Annotated in this window: 14 protein-coding genes and 1 pseudogene; 13 read left to right on the forward strand and 2 right to left on the reverse strand. The window is 53.9% G+C overall.

The features are described from left to right. Positions 1-16 precede the first annotated feature (16 nt). The 3 genes from K3T83_RS34520 (at position 17) to K3T83_RS34530 (ending at position 6,470) form a co-directional block, all read left to right on the forward strand. Positions 17-856: a hypothetical protein gene (locus K3T83_RS34520; RefSeq protein WP_220207453.1), complete on the forward strand. Its 840-nt coding sequence runs from the start codon at positions 17-19 to the stop codon at positions 854-856. A 2-nt stretch (positions 857-858) separates the two neighbouring features. Next, entirely contained in the window at positions 859-3,810 is a 2,952-nt protein-coding gene (locus K3T83_RS34525; RefSeq protein WP_220207454.1) for a CHAT domain-containing protein, read from the forward strand. A 326-nt stretch (positions 3,811-4,136) separates the two neighbouring features. Further along, a complete protein-coding gene (locus K3T83_RS34530; RefSeq protein WP_220207455.1) occupies positions 4,137-6,470 on the forward strand; it encodes a xanthine dehydrogenase family protein molybdopterin-binding subunit in 2,334 nt (777 codons plus the stop codon). Between the two features lie 118 nt (positions 6,471-6,588). Here K3T83_RS34530 and K3T83_RS34535 read toward each other — a convergent pair whose 3' ends face one another. Then, entirely contained in the window at positions 6,589-7,893 is a 1,305-nt protein-coding gene (locus K3T83_RS34535; RefSeq protein ID WP_220207456.1) for an amidase, read from the reverse strand. Positions 7,894-8,062: 169 nt separating this feature from the next. On the opposite strand from K3T83_RS34535, the gene K3T83_RS34540 reads away from it, so the two are divergent. Both K3T83_RS34540 and K3T83_RS34545 read left to right on the forward strand, forming a co-directional pair. Beyond that, positions 8,063-8,653 carry a TetR/AcrR family transcriptional regulator gene (locus tag K3T83_RS34540; RefSeq protein WP_220207457.1) on the forward strand — a complete coding sequence of 197 codons (591 nt, stop codon included), beginning with the start codon at positions 8,063-8,065 and terminating at the stop codon, positions 8,651-8,653. Between the two features lie 134 nt (positions 8,654-8,787). After that, a complete protein-coding gene (locus K3T83_RS34545) occupies positions 8,788-10,374 on the forward strand; it encodes an FAD-dependent monooxygenase (protein ID WP_220207458.1) in 1,587 nt (528 codons plus the stop codon). Between the two features lie 89 nt (positions 10,375-10,463). Here the strand turns inward: K3T83_RS34545 and K3T83_RS34550 are convergent, their stop codons facing one another. Continuing rightward, positions 10,464-11,510 (reverse strand): LacI family DNA-binding transcriptional regulator, encoded by a 1,047-nt coding sequence (locus K3T83_RS34550; RefSeq protein ID WP_220207459.1) that lies wholly within the window; start codon positions 11,508-11,510, stop codon positions 10,464-10,466. A 498-nt stretch (positions 11,511-12,008) separates the two neighbouring features. On the opposite strand from K3T83_RS34550, the gene K3T83_RS34555 reads away from it, so the two are divergent. The 8 genes and pseudogenes from K3T83_RS34555 to K3T83_RS34590 all read left to right on the forward strand — a co-directional run. Beyond that, a complete protein-coding gene (locus K3T83_RS34555; RefSeq protein WP_220207460.1) occupies positions 12,009-12,989 on the forward strand; it encodes an ABC transporter permease in 981 nt (326 codons plus the stop codon). After that, positions 12,989-13,906 carry a carbohydrate ABC transporter permease gene (locus tag K3T83_RS34560; protein WP_220207461.1) on the forward strand — a complete coding sequence of 306 codons (918 nt, stop codon included), beginning with the start codon at positions 12,989-12,991 and terminating at the stop codon, positions 13,904-13,906. The genes K3T83_RS34555 and K3T83_RS34560 overlap by 1 nt, the downstream gene beginning before the upstream one ends. Positions 13,907-13,952: 46 nt before the next feature. Next, positions 13,953-15,662, forward strand: coding sequence for an extracellular solute-binding protein (locus tag K3T83_RS34565; protein ID WP_220207462.1), 1,710 nt, complete (start codon positions 13,953-13,955; stop codon positions 15,660-15,662). A gap of 332 nt (positions 15,663-15,994) precedes the next feature. Further along, the gene (locus tag K3T83_RS34570; protein ID WP_220207463.1) at positions 15,995-16,987 is read left to right on the forward strand and encodes an LLM class flavin-dependent oxidoreductase; all 993 of its coding nucleotides are present in this window, start codon (positions 15,995-15,997) and stop codon (positions 16,985-16,987) included. A 505-nt stretch (positions 16,988-17,492) separates the two neighbouring features. Then, a complete protein-coding gene (locus tag K3T83_RS34575; protein WP_220207464.1) occupies positions 17,493-18,095 on the forward strand; it encodes an NAD(P)H-dependent oxidoreductase in 603 nt (200 codons plus the stop codon). Between the two features lie 31 nt (positions 18,096-18,126). Next, on the forward strand, positions 18,127-18,645 hold the full coding sequence (locus K3T83_RS34580) for a flavin reductase family protein (RefSeq protein ID WP_236065048.1): 519 nt from the start codon (positions 18,127-18,129) through the stop codon (positions 18,643-18,645). 23 nt (positions 18,646-18,668) lie between these two features. After that, positions 18,669-19,472 carry an ABC transporter ATP-binding protein gene (locus tag K3T83_RS34585; protein WP_220207465.1) on the forward strand — a complete coding sequence of 268 codons (804 nt, stop codon included), beginning with the start codon at positions 18,669-18,671 and terminating at the stop codon, positions 19,470-19,472. 149 nt (positions 19,473-19,621) lie between these two features. Further along, positions 19,622-20,239 (forward strand): annotated as a pseudogene (locus tag K3T83_RS34590) (LLM class flavin-dependent oxidoreductase); the annotation flags it as partial. Positions 20,240-20,402: the final 163 nt, after the last annotated feature.

The raw sequence follows: 20,402 nt of genomic DNA on the forward strand, positions 1-20,402 counted from the left end.
TTTGAGGAAACCGCTCATGCAGTGTAGTGAACCTGGTGCTATTCGTGATGAAGAATTACTCGCCTATCTTGCAGGCGAATATGTGCGACCCGACGTCGTACAGCATCTTGCACGCTGCCAATCCTGTACCGCTCAACTGGCGGACTATCGGGTTATGGAATATAAGCTGATTAGTAAGCTCTACCGATGGGATTGTCCGTCAAATGATGTTCTGGGCGAGTATCAGTTGAATTTGCTCAATCAGGAGCAGGCAGGTGCAGTCAAAAAGCACCTGGAACAATGTGTACTCTGTAATGCGGAATTGGCCACGCTAACAGAATTTCTTGCCAATGATCCGTTGCTGGTAGAGCGCGCTCCCGCCACACCTGTACAGGCGGCGGCTCCGGTGATTGCGACTAACAATCATCATGTTGGTCAGGATGCACAACAATTGCTCGATCAATTGCGTGGGCGAGCCGAGGCTGGAGTGCGACGTATTATCGCTTCGTTGCTTCCTCCCCAGCCGCGACTGGCATATGGTGTGCGTGGCGCTGAATCAACAGTGCCAGGAGCCGTATGGCCGCGTCTTTATGCCGCCGAGGGGCTGACAATCTCGCTGCAAATCGAGCGCGGTTCCGGCAGGCAGGACGAGTTGCAACTGATCGGGTTAGTAACGCGCAAAGGGAGTGCGCTGGGATCGCTTGAGGGAACGCCTGTGCGCTTGCTTGTTTCGACCAGCGTGATCTCAACACAGCAGATCGACGACCTGGGCAACTTTGTCTTTGCGCCAATCACACCCGCAACTTACGGACTGGAATTGCAGCTTCCCGACGGTATCGTGGTTATCGATCAATTGCCGATTGTTGCTCAAGAATAAATATGACCCCTCAGGATCTCGTTACAACCCTGCTTCAAGCGAATGGAGAACGTGGGCGGCAATTGCTGCAAGCACATGTCCCCGTTTTCAGCCAGGTCGCGCTCGACAGGCTCGTCGATCTCCTCAAGAACGAGGCAGATCATAGCTGGAATACTGATGCCCAGCAATCTTTTACCCTGTCCGGCTATCTGCTCTTCATCGGTGATCTCACGCATAACAAATTTTATCATGCCCTCGGTTTGATGACGCGCGGTGATGCGCTGCGGCGTATGGATTGCGATCAGGAGGCGCTGCCCTTCTTTGACGCGGCAGGCGAAGAGTTTCTGGCACTGAGCGATGAGGTCGGATGGGCGAAAACGCGCATTGGTCGTATTAGTGCCTGTCTGCAATTGAATCGTACGACGGAAGCGCTGCGAGATGCGGCGGCGGCGCGCGAGATTTTTATACGCCACGACAAATTGCAGCGCGCTGGCCAGATGGACGCCAGCGCCGCCATCGTCTATTTTGAGCGTGGGGAGTACGACGCCGCGCTGCGCTGCTTTGATCGCGCCATTGAGACCTATCAATTGCATGGCGATGATGTCGATGTCAACATCGCGCGTGCCCGGGCCAACAAAGCGTTGACGCTGGCGGCGATGGGCCGTTTCCGCGAGGCAGTGGCGCTGCACGAGCAGGCGCGCGCGATCTTTGCCGAACATGGAGAGCGCGAAGAGATTTCGATGGCCCGCGAAGAACTGAATATTGCCGATATCTACGCCGCGCAGGGACACTACAGCAAGGCGCTGCTCCTCTATGACCAGAGCCGCACCCATTTCCAGAAGCACAATATGTCCACAGCGGCGGCAGAGGTAGCCTTGCAGATGTGCGTCTGTTTGACGCGACTCAATCGGACGCGTGACGCCTACGAATTGGCGGAAGAGGCCGTGACCTTCTTTCGCAGCATGCCGGGTCAGGGCGATAGTCTGGCGCGTGCGCTGATGCATCAGGCCACCGTAACCACGATGGAGCGCAAGTTTGATGAGGCTGACGAGTTGTTGCAGGAGGCCAGCGATCTGCTCATTGCGGGCGGATTTGTACGGTTGGCAGCGCTGGCTCGTTTGCGGCGCGCAGACCTCTATTTTGCCGATCAGCAATGGGAAGCGAGCATGCGCGAGGCGCAACATGTCGCCGATGTCTTCGCTGACCAGGAAGACCTTCCCAATCTGGCCCGCGCCACGCTCTTGCAGGCACGCCTTGCCGAGATTATAAAGGACAGTAGAACAGCCCATTATCTCTGTGAACAGGCGCTGGATATCGCGCAGGGGCAGGAACTGCTCGACCTGCAATATGCCTGCTATGATCTGTTGGGCCAACTCTGCGAGCAAGCAGGCAAGCTTGATGAGGCGGCGGCGTATTACGAGCGAGCAATGCGCGGTATCGATGATGTACAGAGCCGCCTGGTCCTGGATGAGCGTACAAGCTTTCTCGAAGACAAAGGCGGGATTTATCAACGGGCGATGCTGCTGGCTTTGCGGCGCGGTCTGATCGATCAGGCGTTGATTTATGTGGAAAAGGCCAAATCGCGTGTGCTGGGCGATTACCTGCGCAACAATATCGATATTCGTGTGCGTGCCAACGATACGGCTGACGAAAACTTTTTGGAGAACCTGGCTCGCCTGCGTGAGGAACAGGCGTGGTTCAGCTCGATCGTGTACGAGACTGAGAATGAGGCCAACCTCAGTGATACGGCGATTATGCGTATTCGCGCAATAGGACCGGTGCGAGCGCAGCAGGAGATGCATAAGCGCGAACGACGAATCGAGCAACTATTGGAACAGTTGCAGTTGCGCACGGTCGGAGATGTGGTCGCCAGGGCACGCCCCGACTGGACCAATAGCATTATGACATCGCTCCGACCCAGGCTGGAACCGCGCGTGCTGATGCTGGAGTATTACCTTGCCGATCAGGATATCTACATTTTCCAACTGACCAGGGACCATATCGAAGTGGCGCACGTGCCGGGAGGGGCGGCAAAGTTGGAGCGCCTGATCTCTCTCTGGCGTGCCAATCTCGAAGTCGCAGCGCAGGCCGGGAACTCGCCTGATCAAGCGCTGGACTTTAACGGGATTCTGGAAAATGGGCTGGGGCTGTTGAAGCGGCTCTATCAGATGTTGTTGCAACCGGTGGAGCAGGCGTTAATCTCCTGCGAACATCTCATTATTGTGCCGTATGGTATGCTCCATTATGTCCCTTTTCACTGCCTGTTTGATGGGAAGCGTTTTATGGTCGAGCGGCTCTATATCTCCTACCTGCCCGCCGCCTCGATTCTGGATATTTGTCGGCAGCGTGCTGAACGGATGCGTGCAAAAGGCTTGCAACTGCAACAGGCCGTTGTGATGGGGTCGTCGGATGGTGGACGTTTACCTTTTGCGGTGCAGGAGGCCAGAAGAGTTGCGCAACAATTGGGGACGCGCTGTGCGATCAATGAGGAGGCAACCACCGCGCTGCTCTGGAAGGCCGGGGCGCAGGCTCCCATCGTACATATTGCAGCGCATGGCCTCTTCCGACTCGATGCCCCAAACTTTTCCCATATCAAGCTGGCTGATCGCGTCCTCAGCGCTATCGAGGTTTTTAATCTCGATCTCTCCTCGTGTACGCTGCTCACTTTGAGCGCGTGCGAGACCGGGCGCGCAGTCATTGGTGGCGTCGATGAAGTGATCGGGCTGGGGCGCGGATTCCTCTATGCAGGTGCAGCCTCGTTATTGCCGACGCTGTGGAAGGTCGATGATGCCAGCAGCGCGGAACTGATGGAGATGTTTTATCGCGCCCTATTGAGCGGATATCCCAAGATTTCCGCGTTATCAGGGGCGCAGCGAGCGTTTCTGGCGATTACCCGCGCCTCTGGGAGTCCTCATCGCCTGCATCCCTATTTCTGGGGAGCCTTCCATCTGATTGGCGATCCCGGCAAGCTGTGATGCGGAAAACAGCGGAATAATTGCGCACTATTTGCCCCACTTTCATTGCGGTAGACATTTGTGGTACACTCATTAGCAGAAGGTCGCAGAGCGTTCTGCGATCTTTGTAGCTCTATTTTCCCTCATGGCGATGCCCATGCCATCCACCTCAAGCTCTCTCAAATTCTGATGCGCCTGGCATATGTATTCTGTGGGAAGAGGGGCTATATTGATGGAGGTAAACGATTCCGTCGGCAGGAAAACAACTGAGAGTTCCTGCCAATGCGTGTCTCATGTAAAAGCACACGGACGTTTCGTTGTTTTTCATTGATGGAGATGTTTTCTCGATGACACAAACAGTAAACCCAACAACGCCACATGCCTCAGTCGGTAAGTCTACGCTCCGTCAGGACGCACCAGACAAATTGACTGGCCGTACGCGTTATGCTGGAGATCTGGCTTTACCCGGCCTGCTGCATGCCCGGTTTGTGCTAAGCCCGTATGCCCATGCACGTATCGTCAATATTGATACTTCTGCGGCGGAGGCGATTCCGGGCGTGGCGGCGGTTTTCACGAGCAAGACATTGGGTATGGCGCTGGCAAACAGTTCTTCACGCGCTCAAGCCCCGCTTGCACAGAACGAAGTCTATTGGTGCGGACACCCTGTGGCGGTGGTCGTTGGGGAGACGGAGGCTGCTGCTGAGGATGGTGCTGCTGCTGTCGATATTGATTACGAACCACTTTCTGTCGTTATCGACCCGGTAGAGGCAATGCAGCCCGGCGCACCCCTGGCACGCACCCGCAGCAAGGATGAGGTATCCGAGATTGCAGGTGGAGGCGCTCACGCAGCCGTTTCGGAGGATGGATCACAGGCTGAGGAGCCGAAAGAGGATCTTTCGGAGAACGTCAGCGATACTACACATCTGCGAACGGGAGATATCGAGGCTGGTTGGCGTGAAGCTGAGGTCGTGGTGGAGCGCACCTATAGAACCAGCAGCGTCCACCAATCCTACATGGAGCCGCAATCGATCACCGTTGCCCCCAGTGCGTCCGGGCATCAATTGACGGTCTGGCCCAGCACTCAGGGATTATTTGGCGTACGTGCGGATATTGCGAAGGCTATCAACATTCCCGAACGGCAGATCCGCGTCGAGTCTGTGCCAATAGGTGGCGCCTTTGGTGGAAAGTTTGGCCTGCATGAGCCGCTGGCTGGAGCGCTGGCCTACAAACTGCGCAAGCCGGTTCGTCTGGTCTACACTCGCCAGGAGGATCTGTTAGCGGGCAATCCTGCTCCCCAGTCGGTCATTACTGTTAAGCTTGGTGCGAAACGTGACGGCACGCTGGTTGCGATGCAGGCAAAAGCGATCTTCGACTCCGGGGCGTATCCTGGTGCAGCGGCCGCTCTTGGTGGTTTCATTCTGGCAAGCACCTATCGCTGTCCCAATGTCGATATTCGCTGCTATGAAGTGCTGACCAACAAAGTGAGTACCGGAGCCTATCGCGCTCCGAACGCGCCACAGGCAACCTTCGCGCTGGAATCGACGGTCAACGAGTTGACCCAGGCGCTGGAAATGGATGCGATCGAGTTTCGTTTGCGCAACGCCTTTAAAGAGGGCGATCCAACAATCGACCGGCGCAATTGGATACGTATCGGGCTGGTGGAATGTCTGGAGAAGCTTCAACAACACCCGTTATGGGCCGAGCGCGAGAAGCAGAAAGAGGCACCCCCGGAACTGGCAGGCTGGAAGATCGGCATCGGCGTGGCGGCAGGAGGCTGGCCCGGCGGTACTGAGCCAACGGCTGCGGCCTGTCGCTTAGAGACCGATGGCACGATAACGGTCGTGTTGGGAACGGTCGATCTGACCGGCTCCGATACCTCGATGGCGCTGATCGCGGCCGAGGGACTGGGCCTGTCAGTCTCATCTGTGAATGTGTCGCACGATAACACCGATACCATGCCTTATAGCGGCGGTACTGGTGGCAGTAAAACGACCTATTCGATGGGACCAGCGGTGCTGGCTGCGGCTCAGGATGCGCGCAATCAAATCTTGAGTATTGCCGCCGATATGCTGGAAGCCTCGCCAGAAGACCTTGAGATCAAAGACGGCAATGTCAACGTCAAGGGCGTTCCCGGCAAAAATGTTCCCTTGTCGCAGGTTGCGGCGGCCTCCATGCGCTTTGGTGGGCAGCATGCACCCGTCTATGGGCGCGGGCAGGTTGCGGTTAAGAACAGTTCGCCGATGTTTGCCGCCCATATTGCGAAGGTCGCGGTTGATCCCGATACGGGCGAGGTGCGCGTACTGGATTATGTCGCGGCTCAGGATGTGGGCTTTGCGATCAATCCTGCTGAGGTTGAGGGGCAGATTCATGGCGGCGTGACACAGGGGCTTGGTTGGGCGCTCTTTGAGGGCTTCTCCTACGACGAAAACGGGCAACTACTCACCTCAACGCTGATGGATTATGCCTTGCCTCATAGCCAGGATGTGCCAAATATCACTCCGCTTATGGTAGAGATCCCCTCTGCCTCTGGACCATTTGGCGCAAAGGGCGTGGGCGAGCCACCAGTTGTGCCGGTCGCGGCGGCTGTTGCCAACGCGATTGCCGACGCAACCGGAGCGCGCGTAACGCATATTCCAATGACCCCGGAGCGAGTGTTTACGGCGTTAAATTCCGCTCAATAAAAAACGAGAAGGATATCCTGCCAACTAGGATATCCTCCTTCTTGACGGTAAATATCGTAGTCGAGCGATTTATCGCTGGGTGTTTGTATTGCGATTTCTCCCGCGATAAATCGCTCGACTACGACTTTTGGAGGATTCCAGCCATTGGTTCGGCCCATGCCAGGAGGTGCTCATCGGCCATTACAGGAGCGATCATCTGTAGGCCCAGAGGAAGACCATCGGTGGCCTTGCCTGCTGGCAGCGTCAGGACAGGCATGCCTGCGTGTGTCCAGGGCAGGTTCATGAGCGTGCTACCTGTGGAGGTAATGCCTTCTGGTGCAGGCCCGATGGCCGCTGGACAGATCCACAGATCGATCCCCTCTCGTTTCATCACTGCCTCCAACCTTACGCGCACTTGCGAACGGCTACTACGAGCCTCTGTGCTTTGCGCGTGACTCACCTTTTGCCCGGTATGAATCTTCTCAACAGTGCGGGGACGATAGAGCTGCTGGTAAGCCGCAAGCCAGCGCTGATGCACCTGTGCCATCTCTGCGGTTGTAAGTTGCTGATGCATTGTATTGATGGACTGGATATCGTCGAGCACCGCCACGCGCTTGATCGTGTATCCGGCGTTGGTCAGCAATCTGAGTTGTTGCTCAAAGGCGCGTAGAGCTTCCCGAGATGCCTGGGCGAGATAAGGGCCATTGGGAATAGCCAGCACAGGTTTTGCGCTCATGGTCGTCGCTCGCCAGTCATGACAAAGCAGCGAGGCGGCGAGGGCAGCTCCGGCGACATCCTGCGTCATTATGCCGATGGTATCAGAGGAAACCGCATAAGGGATCAATCCATCGGCAGAGATACGACCATAGGTGGGTTTGAAGCCAATGATGCCACAGAAGGCAGCCGGACGAATAACCGAGCCAACCGTCTGTGTACCCAGCGCCAACTGGCAAAAGCCAGCGGCAACGGCAGCAGCGGAGCCACTGCTCGATCCTCCGGGCGTGTGTGCTAAGTTGTGCGGGTTGCGCGTTGGGCCTGGTTCGTCCGATGCAAACTCGGCGGTGACAGTTTTGGCGAGAACGATAGCCCCCGCCTTTTGTAGAATGGTGACGCAACTGGCCTGTGGACCGGTAAATAGGGTTGAAGGAAGTTGTGAGCCAGCCCGGGTTGAGAAGCCATCGACCCGGAAGATATCTTTGACGCCAAGTAGAACGCCGTAAAGGGGCGGACGTTGTGTCGGATCGGGATAGCGGCGCTGTAGACTGGCTGCTTCGGTTAGCAGGCGAGCGCGACGCTCCGGCTCAGACAAAAGTGCCTGGATTTGCGGTTCCAGCGCATCGATGCGATCACATATTTCGTTCACGAACTCTAGCAGATCGCGTTGGCCGGAACGCAACTCGGTAGCTGTGGGAGCTAGCGGCAGGGAATGGCTGAGAGATGGCATGGTTGGTGGTCTCCTTTGCTCCAGTGTATCACATTCGTTGGGAGGCATATCTCAGATTTGAAAGTCAACCAACCAGTTGGTTGACAAAGTGGATAATATAGAGTAATATTCAACCAGATGGTTGAACAGGACCGTGAGTTGGTGAAAGAGAGAAATAGGAAGAAACTGTATGATGGCAGATAAGAGCGAGATCACCCATAAAGGCGAGGAGCGCGTGCAAGCCTTGATTCTCGCTGCGTATCATAGTATTGCTGAGAAGGGTTTTGAGGGGTTGCGTTTGCGAGATGTTGCGCAGCAAGTCGGGCTGAACCATGCCACCTTGCATCACTACTTTCCGACGAAAGAAGCGATGGTTCAGGCCGTCGTGCTATATGTGACACAACGCCTGGCTCAAACGGCTACCTTCACTGAAGGGACGCCTATGGAGCAGCTACGTGCGCATCTGCATGCGCTGCAACAGTGCATGCAGGAGGAGCCAGCGCTGTTCGTTGTCCTGAGCGAAATTGGCTTGCGTGCGCAGCGTGATCCCGCTATTCGCGCCATTGTTCAGCAGCAAACTGAAGGGTGGCATGCGTTGCTGACAGGTATTCTCGAAGCCGGGATCAGACAGGGTGACTGGCCGCGGGATCTCGATGCAGAGGCAACCGCCTCCGCTATCATCGCCCTGACGCAGAGTTTCAACCTGATAAACGCCAAATTGCTGCCGATCAGAGCGGAGCAGGCGATGAAGCAACTGGAGCGCTGGCTTGAGCTAAAATAATAGCAAAGCGTTCTGGCTGTTTCTCGTAAAAAAGACTCTCTCAAGAGAACATAAAGTTATGTTCTCGCATATCATCACGTCATGTCGTCCTGTCATGATGCCGTGATTTGAAAATAAATGAAAGAAGAATTTTGATGAGTATGGAACAATACGATGAGACTGTCCCTGTTGTCATTGTTGGCGGGAGTCTGGTAGGGCTATCGACGGCGCTCTTTCTCGCGTGGCGCAGTATTCCCTGTTTGCTGGTGGAGCGTCATGTCGGCATTTCTCCTTTTGTGCGCGCGGGTGGTTTTAATCCGCGCACGCTTGAGATTTATCGCTCGGTTGGATTGGAGGCGACCATTCGCGCGGCTGCACCAGAGATGCTCAAGGATATGAGGATTGTGCGCGTCGAGACGCTCGCGGGGAAAGAGCTTGGCACATTTCTAGAGAACACCAGCGACTACTCTATGCCAGCCAGTCCTGTTGCGGGCAGTATCATTCCACAAAACATTCTGGAACCTTTGCTGAATGAGCATGCACGCAAATATGGGGCCGATCTACGCTTCAATACCGATTGCGTCTCTTGCGAGCAGGATGCAGACGGTGTGAGTTGCATTATTCGCGATCTATCCAGCGGCGAGGAGCGCAGGGTACGGGCGCGGTATCTGGTAGCTGCTGATGGAAATAAGAGCGCTATTCGTAATAAATTGGGCATTGGTGTGCAGGGGCCAGGAACGCTGGCACATCAGATGAACTTGCTCTTTCGTGCTGATGTGCGACCAGCACTGCGGGGTCGGCGTTTCTTAGTTTGTTTTGTCGCCAGCGTGCAGGGGATGTATAGTGGTAGTAACGATCATGGCGGGATTCTCTCCGTTCCCTACGATCCTGAGAAAGAGAGCGAGCAGGATTTTCGAGGGGAGCGAGGTGTTGAACTGATACGTGCCGCTGTTGGGATACCTGATCTGGCCGTTGAGGTTCTGGACACGCTGACCTGGGAGATGGCGGACTGGTTGGCAGACCATTTTCAGCAGGGAAGAATTTTTCTCGCAGGTGACTCCGCACATGTCATGCCGCCAACTGGTGGTTATGGCGCTAACACTGGTATTGCTGATGCCCATAATCTGGCCTGGAAGCTAGCGGCAGTCATTAATGGGCAGGCCGGTCCTGATCTGCTGTCCACTTATGGGCCTGAACGTCGAGCTGCTTCGCGCCTTGCCGTCGAGCAGGCTTTTCTGAACTATATTGAGCGTATAAATCCTGAGCGGGCGCATCAGGCCACTGTGGAGAAGATAGCATATGATATTCCCATCTTTGGCTATCTTTATCACTCCATTGCGGTATGTTCGGAGGATACCGACCCTTATGAAGATGCGAATTTCCCGACCGGACGACCGGGGGCGCGTGCTCCTCATATTGTGCTGGAACGGGCTGGCGAGCTTCTCTCGACGCTCGATCTTTTTGGTCGCGATTTTATATTGCTGACTGGGGCGCAAGGCCAGATGTGGCGCGAATCTGCTGCTCGTATAGCACCACAACTCGGCCTCACCCTGGATACATACGGCATTGACGTTGATGTTATTGACGTTGAAGGGCGTTTCTCCAGTGCTTATGGCGTGACTACAACGGGTGCGACGCTGATACGACCCGATGGCTTTATTGCATGGCGAGCGCATGAAGCAGGTGAACAGCCGGAACAGGAACTTGGACGAGTCTTGCGGCGTGTGCTTTGCCGCTCATAGAGTCAGAGTTCTTGAGCCATATTCGTGAAGGGATGTTTTTCCTCGTGGCGACGAGGGAGACATCCCGCTATTTGAGTTGGATATCCCCATCAGTCAGGTCGTCGGGCCACCGATTGGCGCTCGATGAGGCGTGAAAATAGTTCCACACGAATCGGTATGCTATCAGGATGAGCGGCTCGCTCAATCAGGCGTTGGATAGCGAATGTGCCGAGCGCCTGGCAATCCACGCGTACGGTTGTGAGCGGAGGCGACATGAATTCTGCCATTGGTAAGTCATCGTAGCCAACCAGCGAGATGTCCTGTGGGATGCGTAGATCAGCTTCCTGAAGAGCGCGCGCGACGCCCATCGCCGAAAGGTCGTTGGCGCAAAAGACGGCGGTGAAGCTGGGAAAATGAGTCGAGAAAGAGTGAGGCTCGGCCAGGAGCGATTTGAGCCGCTCGTAAGCGCTCGCCATATTGAATGGTTCATCGAGGGCCAGAACAAGTCGTGGATCGTACACAATCCCCGCCTCTGCCAGAGCAGCCCTATATGCATCGTAGCGGCGTCTGAGTGTGATGCGTTTGAGCGAGGTAACATGCAATATGGATCGATGCCCATGCTTGATCATATGGCGCATTGCCAGTAACGGTCCCACCTGATTATCCGGCAAGACGGTATCTATCGGCAAGCCTTCGTGTTCTGCATTGACCAGGACAATGCGGAAATTGTAGGTGAGCGCCTGTTCGAGGAGTTCGCGATCATCCTGAGCGACGAAGACCAACCCATCGGTAGTATGCTGCATGATTTTCTCAAGCACATGTGCCCGGCTGTCGGGGCCACGCTCGACTACCATATAGTGGAGCGCGATATCGTGGCGGCGACACTCGGCCTCGATGCCTGCCATGATGTTATGGTAAAAGGGGCTATCCGCCAGCTTGATATCGGTGAAAAGATGGATCGAGTGTAGCTTTTCGTCAGTAGGTTGATAGCCAAGACTGGCTGCTGCTTTCAAGACACGCTCGCGAACGTGTTGGCTGATGCCATCGACATTGCTCAAGACGCGTGAAACGGTGCTGATCGAAACGTTGGCAGCCTGTGCGATATCGCGTTGCCGCAAACGCTGACTGGCAAGAGATTGGGCTTGTTTTTTCTCCATGAGGCGCTGTTCATACCCTCCACTGTTCAAAAATAGTCTGCAAAAATATAGCATATTTTTGCGTAATTCTCAATGTATTGCAGCAAAGAATGAAAAATTGACTCGGATCTCTTGACCTCTGGAGCAGAGTTATGGTAATCTTTGAAAAAGTAAATGTTTTCTTTTTGCCATGAACAAAGAAGTATTGCAAATTAGGTATGCAAAAATTTGCAAAGACAAGATGGCAAAGGAGAACAGAAAAGTATGTCACGACTCACAGGCAGGTTGCCTTGCGCGCTGACGCGTAAGAGCTGGCAAGGGATGCCGCAATCTTTACCGTGATGGACTCATTGCGCCTCTGCCGTCTGGTTCTCCGCTCAGTTTCGCAGCTTGTATCCGGTCAAAAAGGGTTTTCTTATGCTTTATTCCCTGAGATGATATTGTTTCAAGCGTATGTCTTCTTGTGGTTCTGCTCAGGGATGGTCTCTGTGAAACATCCAGTATCAGGAGTTGTGTCGTATGCAGGCAGTCAATACAGCGGAGAAAAGCTCTTCAACTCGCTCCAAAACTGTTGCTAGGAGCAAGCGTGGAGATAAACAGGTTCCTTTGGGGATCAGGTTATGGCGTTACCGCTGGGCCTATTTACTCGTATTGCCAGGTTTCCTTTACTTTGTCATTTTCCATTATGTGCCTCTGTGGGGCAATATCGCCGCTTTTCAAGATTTCTCCCCCTATCGTGGCTATTTGGGGAGTCCCTGGATTGGTTTGCAAAACTTCGCCGATATAGCGACCAATCCCGATATCGGTTATGTTATCTGGAATACCCTGCTGCTGAGTTTGCTTCAGATTGTCTTCGCATTTCCAGCGGCAATCGTGCTGGCGTTGATGCTCAATTCGCTGCTGAGCGAACGTTTCAAGCGTTTTATGCAAAGCGTGCTGTATCTGCCGCACTTTCTCGGTTGGGTCATTATCATTAGCATCTGGCAGCAATTTTTTGGTGGCGACGGCCTTATCAATCAGGTGCTTCAGGCGCTCGGCATGCATACGATTGATTTCATCACCAATTCGGACCTCTTTCGCCCAATGCTGGTGTTGCAGGTGATATGGAAGGAGACCGGATGGAGCACGATTATTTTTCTCGCCGCCTTGAGTTCTATCGATATGAATCTCTATGAGGCGGCAGTGATTGATGGGGCCGATGGATGGAGGCGCATGTGGCATATCACACTACCGGGGATTCGCAACGTGATCGTGATCCTGTTCATCTTGCGTATGGGCAGCATTCTCGATACTGGCTTTGAGCAGATATTCTTACAAATGCAGGGCGTGGATATTCGTGTGGCGCAGACGATTGATATCTTTGCCTATATTCGCGGCATTCAGGGAGGACAATGGGGATTGACGACGGCCCTGGGTCTCGTCAAAGCGGTGGTAGGGACCGTCTTAATTTTGTGTACCAATAAAGTTGTCAAGCTGTTTGGCGAGGAGGGTCTGTTCTGATGCAAACAAATACTCCTCTTGAGACACAGGCCGAGATGCCGGTATGGGCCAGCAGGCAGCCGTCGCTTGTGCGCTGGCTCCTCACGAGTTTTATGGTTATCCTGGCCGTAGTGATGATCTTTCCTTTTCTCTACATCCTCTCGACCAGCTTTGCCAGCTTTCAGGATACGACGGCCAGCGGGATTTTGTTGCTGCCCCGGCATCCAACTCTTGATGGCTATAAATGGCTCTGGAATGGCGGCGTTATTCTGCCAGCGTTTGGCGTCAGCATTCTTGTTACCGCCGCTGCAACGCTGATCGGGGTTCTCTTGACGGCTACGCTGGCTTACGGCCTGAGCTTACGAGGATTGCCCGGCAGCAAATTCTTCCTCTGGGTGGTCGTTCTCACCATGCTGATCAGCGCTGGATTGATCCCCAATTACTTGCTGATGCGTCAACTGAGCCTCTTAGATACGCTCTGGGCGCTCATTTTGCCCGGAGCGATGAGCGGCTTCAATGTGATCGTGATGCGCCAGTTTTTTGTGAACGTCCCGCAAGAGTTGATCGATTGTGCTCGCATCGATGGAGCCAACGATTGGCAGGTTCTCTGGCATATCATGATGCCGCTATCGAAAGCGGTGATCGCGGTTATTGCTCTGTTTACTGCTGTTGCGCAGTGGAATAATTTCTTTCGAGCAATCCTCTATTTGAGTGATTCACGGCTGTATCCGCTCTCATTGATCGTGAGGATGCTGGTGCTTCAGGGGCAAACGCCAACCGATCAGATGAGCAACCTTTCAACGAATACCGCGCCACCACCAGAACTGGCACTTCAGATGGCGGCGGTTGTGGTCACAACTATTCCCATTTTGTTGATCTATCCATTTCTGCAAAGACATTTCACCAAAGGCGTGTTAACTGGCTCGATCAAAGGCTAGATGCTGCTTGATAGCCCGCGATGTTTCGATTGAAGGGGTAGATTTTATGAACGAAGAGACCCGATCTCATTTTGTAGCAGAGATTTATAGTCGTCGTCGTTTTCTGCAACTGGCAACCTCTACGACCATTGGTGGAACGTTGCTGGCGGCCTGTGGTGGTTCGGTTCCGCAGCCGCTCAAGACGGCTCCCGTTGCCACGACCTTGCCACAGGCGCAGATAGACGCCTCCGCCACCGCTTCGGTTGGCAAGACCTATTTCCCCGGCGGTGCTCTCCATGTCCCTGATGCATACACGGCTCCTCCTCCTGCCTTCCAGTCGGTGAAATGGGTGCCAGGGAGCGGCAAGAAAGTGCGCGCATTTGAGGTCTTCTATGCCACACCCTCGGTTCCTAAGAGTCAAAATAAATACTGGCAGACATTGGACAAGACGCTGAACGTCGATTGGGAGGTGACGCAGGTCGTTTCGGATGACTACGACACGAAAGGTACTGTAATGCTCAACAGTAGCAGCCCGGCCGAGCTGATGCTGATTATGGATAGCGACAGTGTCTTTCGGACCGCCATGCAGCAGGGAGCCTTCAACGATCTGACGCCGTTCTTGAGCGGGGATGGATTGAAGGAGTTTCCCAATCTAGCCCATATTGCCCCCTCGATCTGGGAAAATAGCAAGTACCAGGGGAAAATTTATGGCGTACCTCGTTCTCGCGCCGAACTGGGGAATGTTGACTCGAACAATGTGTTGATGTATCGCAAGGATTGGGCCGATAAGCTAGGGTTGGGAGTGCCGCAGAATCCCGACGAATTTTATAAGATGATGGTGACGTTTAGCAAAAGCGATCCGACCGGCAAGGGAACGAAGGTTTGGGGTTTTGGCGGGCGAGCGTATTTTGGCAATAACGCCTATCTGCTGGCGCTGTTTGGCTGCCCCAATAACTGGCGAGTGGAGTCCAATGGCAGCTTTACCTATTTTATCGAGACGGACGAATTTAAGCAGGCGTTAGACTTTGAGCGTCGTCTGTGGGCAGCTGGCGTCTATCACCCCGACGCTCCTATCGCCAACAATAAGCAATCGAAGACCGGCTTTGAGTCTGGCAAATATGCCACCTATCTTGATGGCTTTGGAGCCACACTCAACGAACAGAGAAGGACGACGGCGGTTGATCCGAAAGCGGAGGTGCGGCTGCTGGTTCCATATAACAATAAGGGCAAAGTGGCTCGTCGTCTTGGGTCCGGCTATCTCTTTATGACCGGTATCCCCACGCAGGCGACGACTGATCCCGAACGCATCAAAGAGCTGTTGCGCATTCTCGATTATCTCACGGCCCCGGTGTTCAGCGTGGAGAATAATTTTCTGACCTATGGCATCGATGGCTGGGATAGTCAGGTGGGAGCGAAGGGGCAGAGGCAACTGACCGATAAGGGCCGCAACGAGGTGGGCGAATTGATTGGGCTTGCCAGCGCGCCACCGGTTCTGTACTATCCAGAAGATCCGCACTACGTCATACCTCTACAAGATGACGTGCGTAAATCCGTTCAGGGTGCGATCCCTGACCCATCCTGGGGACTCTCTTCTGTAACAGCGGATAAGCTGACCAGCTCTCTGCAAAAGACGCTGACGAGCGGCTTTCAACGCATTGTGCGCGGACAAGATCCCTTGAGCGCCGTTGCTGATGTTGTTAAGCAGTGGCAGGCTCAAGGTGGCACTAAAATCAAGCAGGAACTCGCCGAATCGTATAGCAAGGTACATGGAAAATAGCGAGCGCGAACGGGGCGATAAATCTGTATCGCCCCATTAGTTGTTTTTAGTCCCTTGCATCTTTTGCGTTCGTTGCACACATAGATTCTCCATTGCTTCGGACTTGTGCATCACATTCTCCTCGTTTGTTGTATAGGCAACATTGCTGGTTCCTTTGCTGATTGACGCCTCATCGTCTCATCGGCTACGCTGTTTGGGCAACAGTATGCTGTGTTACTAAGCAGTGATGGGCGATCTTGGGACATTTTTGGTTGAGGTGTCCCCCTGGATGCAGAGATGGGTAGCACATGCTTTGAAACAATCCCTCGCAGGGAGAGAGAAGGGAAACATTTATGGAACGGAAGAGAGATATACGTTCATTACGAGAACGTGTTGGAATGTTGGTAGAACTTGATAGTCCGAAAACACTTGTCGATGCGATTGTTGAGATTGAGCAGGCGGGCGTTGAGCAAATCTGGGTAGGTGCTCCACCCTGGAAGCTGGAGATGCTCACAGCACTGACGGCGGCGGCAATGCGCACGAGCCATATCAAATTAGGAACCTCTGTCTTGCAGATCTTTGCACGCCATCCCGTCCTGCTGGCTCAACAGGCACTGAGTCTAGAAGCATTGGCACCAGGGAGGTTACGACTCGGCATTGGCACGAGTGCTCCAGAACTGGGTAAGAGCATATATGGCGTAGAAATAGAGCGGCCTCTCGCCTACTTACGAGAATATGTTCAGGTCTTACGTTCGCTCCTGCAATCGGGCGAGGTCCATCACCAGGGGCGCTACTTTACGACCGATGTCTCATTGGAGGCTTCAGCAGAGATCCCATTACTCATCGCTGCTCTTGGACCAAGAGCATATCATCTTGCTGGCGAGATTGCAGATGGAGCAATCTCCGCTCGTTGTCCAATTCCCTACTTGCTGGATACAGCACTCCCAGCGATGAGAGAGGGAGCTACCGCTGCCGGGCGGCCCCGTCCGCCTATCATGGCTAATGTATCGGTAGCGTTCACACAGGATCGAGCGATCGCATTCGAGATAGGGCGCAAGAGGTTTGGCATGGCTTCAAGAGTTCCATTCTATCGGAACATGTATCTGCGAGCAGGCTTTTCACCACAAGAGATTGATACGGCTTCAGATCGCTTCATTGAAAATCTGCTCATCTTTGGTGATGAGGGGAAGATACGAGAGAGCTTTCTCAACTTGCTTGGAACGGAGCTTGATGAGTTGCGCGTGACAGTCCTTACGGTCTCAGACCCGGCCCGGGAAAGAACACGCCTGACAAAAATCATCGGCAACCTGGGAGATCAAACAAGTGCGGGCGTACCGCGAGCATAGAAAAAATGAGGTTATTTCAGCCTCCAGCCTGGCTTGACCTCCTCTCTCGTTCGTGAATCTTCGTCCGTAACCCATCAGAGCTACTTGCCAAAAGCATTCAAATTAGTTATTATAATAATAACTAATTTGAATGCTTTTGTGTCAAGGCTGTGGCAACCGGGCGAAGGAAGAAAAAACGCTCACCCTTAAAGTTGATTTAGTTTATCAATTTTGTCGAGAATCTTTGACGGAAGCAATCATAATTATTTGTGCTTGAGATACGACTAACGTATTGCAGGATGTTCTGCTTCGTCAGTGGCGACACAGTGAGGCATATGCGATTATCTTTGATGGTCTGGATGATGCTGTTATCGTTTTTGCTTGCGCCGCTTGAGCCGCTCTAGCAAACCCTCAACATCAGCCTTCCCCTCATCAAAAAACCGTTTTTGCCGCCCGGATTTTCTATCGGCGTACGATAAGTTTAGCTATCGACATGCGTTTGACCTGTTGTCTGAAAGAAGGAACTATGAGTTTTAAGCTACTGGCGATTAATGGGAGCCTGACGCCGCCACCATCGCGAACTCGCGTGATCCTCGATGTTGCTCTGGAGGGGGCCAGAGCATACGATGCCAGCGTGGAGACTGAGGTGCTGGAGTTGCACGATTTTGCGCTAGAGTTTTGTGATGGTCGCTCGCCTGACGACTACAACGCAGATACGCGCCGGGCGCTGGCACTGGTCGAGGGGGCCGACGCCTACCTTGTCGCAACACCTGTCTACCGGGCGTCTTACACAGGCGCGTTGAAGAACTTTTTTGACCTGATTCCCAACGATCCACAAGGGGCTGATCCGCTGCGAGGTAAAGTGGTTGGTCTGCTGGCGACGGGGGGAAGCGACCATCATTATCTTGTGCTGGAACATCAGTTGCGCCCGCTGTTCGGTTTCTTTGGAGCTTACACCCCAACCAGGGCTATTTATGCTGCCGCGAAAGACTTCGATGCCCAGAAACAGGTGCAGGGCAGGATCGTGGAAGAACTGAAAAGATTGGGTCAGGAGGTGGTCATACAGGCTCGTTTCCTGGCTGAAGCGCCCGGCCTTGCCCGATCTGAGTCCTTACGTATTCGACGGTAATAGACATTTCTCAAGAAAAGAGGTTATCACTGTGAGCTTGGAACAGACTGAATTTCGCAACGTATTAGGACATTTTGCTTCGGGCGTGACCATTATTACGACTCAACGTCCTGGTCAACTACATGGCATGACCGTCAGCTCTTTCTGTTCACTATCATTGAAACCTCCTCTGATCCTCGTGGGCATCGATCTTAACGCGAACATTCACGATCTGATCGTGGAAAGCGGAGTATTTGGCGTCAACATTCTGGCCGAGCATGGCGAGACGGTTTCGCGCCATTTTGCGCGTCGAGTGCCGGATAGGTTTGCCAGCATTGACTACAGCCTGGGCCTGCTTGGTGTGCCACTGCTGCAAGATGCGCTGGCAACGCTGGAGTGTCGTCTGGTCACGCGCTATCCGGGCGGGGATCATTCAATCTTTATCGGCGAGGTGGTTTCTACCAGTATGCAGTCTCAGGGGCAACTGCTTCTCTACTACCGCAGTAAATACAGTCGGTTGCTGCATACTCCCGCTGCGAGCCTGGTCAACAACGTCGCCGTTGAATCATAACATCACACAAGGAGGAGCAAGAGATGGGAGATGGTAATACAGTTGTCGAAGTCTCGCACGTGCATCTGGGGTATGGCAATGGGCGAGATCAAGGCGCAACGATCGTCAACGATGCCAACTTCTCAATTCGGCAAGGAGAGAAATTTGTCATTATCGGGCCATCGGGCTGTGGCAAAACCACGCTGCTCAAGGCTATCGGCGGTTTCCTCAAGCCGCAACAGGGCGAGATTCTGGTGAAAAATAAGCCGGTGAAAGCTCCGGGGCCTGATCGCGCGTTTGTGTTTCAGGATTTTGAGCAACTGTTTGCCTGGCGCACCGTCCTGAACAATATCGTCTATGCGCTGCAAGTGACCAGGCGCATCTCGAAGCCGGCTGCGATTGAGAAAGCGCGTTTTTACCTGGATCTGGTCGATGTGGCAGCCGCAGCGGATAAATATCCCCATATGCTTTCGGGTGGCATGAAGCAGCGAGCGGCCCTGGCGCGTGCGCTGGCTCTGGAACCGGATATCTTGATGATGGATGAGCCGTTTGGTGCGCTCGATGCCATCACACGTAGTCAGTTGCAAGCGGAACTCAACGACATCTGGAAGCGAACAGGTGTGACGATTATTCTGGTGACGCACTCCATTCAAGAGGCGGTCTTTCTGGGGCATCGCGTGCTGGTGATGTCGTCTTCTCCGGCACAGATTCGCGAGATCGTTGATACAAGCCATGTGGATGATTTTGGCAGCGATACCTTTGCGGATATCTCGTCGCATCTACGTTCCCTGCTGATTCGTCAAAAAGCTACTGCGGACAGGGTATCGCAGTTGAGCGCTGTTGAATAGTTGTGGGAGGAATGAGATGCGTTTGACCTGCCTCGGCCTGTGGCCTCGAAAGTGCGCGGGCTTCCGGTCTGGCTACGCTATGTTTGATTGTGATCTGGCAACTCTACGTCTCGTTCAGCGGGGTCAGCCCGCTGGTGGTGTCGTCGCCCGTTGTCACGGCGCAGGCGTTGGTTGCCGATATCAAAGGGAAACTGGCGAAATATGGTCGCTCCCCGGATCATCTCAAGATCATGCCCGGCATCTTCGCGGTGATTGGCAGGACCGAAAGCGAGGCAAAGGAGAAGTACGATCAACTGCAAGCACTGATTCATCCCAAAGTGGGTCTGTCGCTGCTCTCCGGGCTGGCAGGCGGTGTTGATCTGTCAGGCTATCCGCTGGATGGTCCTTTACCGGATATCCCGGAGACCAACCTGAACAGGAGCCGTTTGAAGCTGGTACAGGAGCTTGCGGCAAGGCAGAAGCTAAGCATTCGGCAGTTGTATGAGGCGCTGGCGGGTGCGCGTGGGCATCGCACAATCTGGGGAACGCCGGAGCAGATCGCCGATCAGTTAGAGGAATGGTTTGTCAACGACGCTGCCGATGGCTTTAATATCATGCCGCCCTATCTGCCCGGTGGATTGGATGATTTTGTGGAGCAGGTGATCCCGATTCTGCAACGGCGCGGTCGCTTCCGCACCGAGTACGAGGGGCGAACCCTGCGCGAAAATCTCGGTCTGCCACGCCTCACAAATCAGTTTAGCGCGGTTGCATCATCGGCTTCTGCCTGAGATCGCCTCACCGCGCTTGAACAAATCACCCATAATGCAAAAAACGTGTTATGGGTGATTTATTATCCGTAGTCGCGGGGTTTATCGAGCGCACGCGAGATTGCGCGATAAATCGAGCGACTACGGATAATAAGGGTTTTGTTGAATTTTGAAGGAAACTTGT

The sequence above is a fragment of the Reticulibacter mediterranei genome (assembly GCF_016587455.1).

Bases quoted from the DNA above. Each gene is read 5' to 3' on its own strand.
- K3T83_RS34565 (WP_220207462.1), top strand. From the start codon at position 13,953: ATGAACGAAGAGACCCGATCTCATTTTGTAGCAGAGATTTATAGTCGT.
- K3T83_RS34535 (WP_220207456.1), bottom strand. From the start codon at position 7,893: ATGCCATCTCTCAGCCATTCCCTGCCGCTAGCTCCCACAGCTACCGAG.
- K3T83_RS34555 (WP_220207460.1), top strand. From the start codon at position 12,009: ATGCAGGCAGTCAATACAGCGGAGAAAAGCTCTTCAACTCGCTCCAAA.
- K3T83_RS34545 (WP_220207458.1), top strand. From the start codon at position 8,788: ATGAGTATGGAACAATACGATGAGACTGTCCCTGTTGTCATTGTTGGC.
- K3T83_RS34520 (WP_220207453.1), top strand. From the start codon at position 17: ATGCAGTGTAGTGAACCTGGTGCTATTCGTGATGAAGAATTACTCGCC.
- K3T83_RS34570 (WP_220207463.1), top strand. From the start codon at position 15,995: ATGGAACGGAAGAGAGATATACGTTCATTACGAGAACGTGTTGGAATG.
- K3T83_RS34550 (WP_220207459.1), bottom strand. From the start codon at position 11,510: ATGGAGAAAAAACAAGCCCAATCTCTTGCCAGTCAGCGTTTGCGGCAA.
- K3T83_RS34575 (WP_220207464.1), top strand. From the start codon at position 17,493: ATGAGTTTTAAGCTACTGGCGATTAATGGGAGCCTGACGCCGCCACCA.
- K3T83_RS34560 (WP_220207461.1), top strand. From the start codon at position 12,989: ATGCAAACAAATACTCCTCTTGAGACACAGGCCGAGATGCCGGTATGG.
- K3T83_RS34530 (WP_220207455.1), top strand. From the start codon at position 4,137: ATGACACAAACAGTAAACCCAACAACGCCACATGCCTCAGTCGGTAAG.
- K3T83_RS34525 (WP_220207454.1), top strand. From the start codon at position 859: ATGACCCCTCAGGATCTCGTTACAACCCTGCTTCAAGCGAATGGAGAA.
- K3T83_RS34585 (WP_220207465.1), top strand. From the start codon at position 18,669: ATGGGAGATGGTAATACAGTTGTCGAAGTCTCGCACGTGCATCTGGGG.
- K3T83_RS34540 (WP_220207457.1), top strand. From the start codon at position 8,063: ATGATGGCAGATAAGAGCGAGATCACCCATAAAGGCGAGGAGCGCGTG.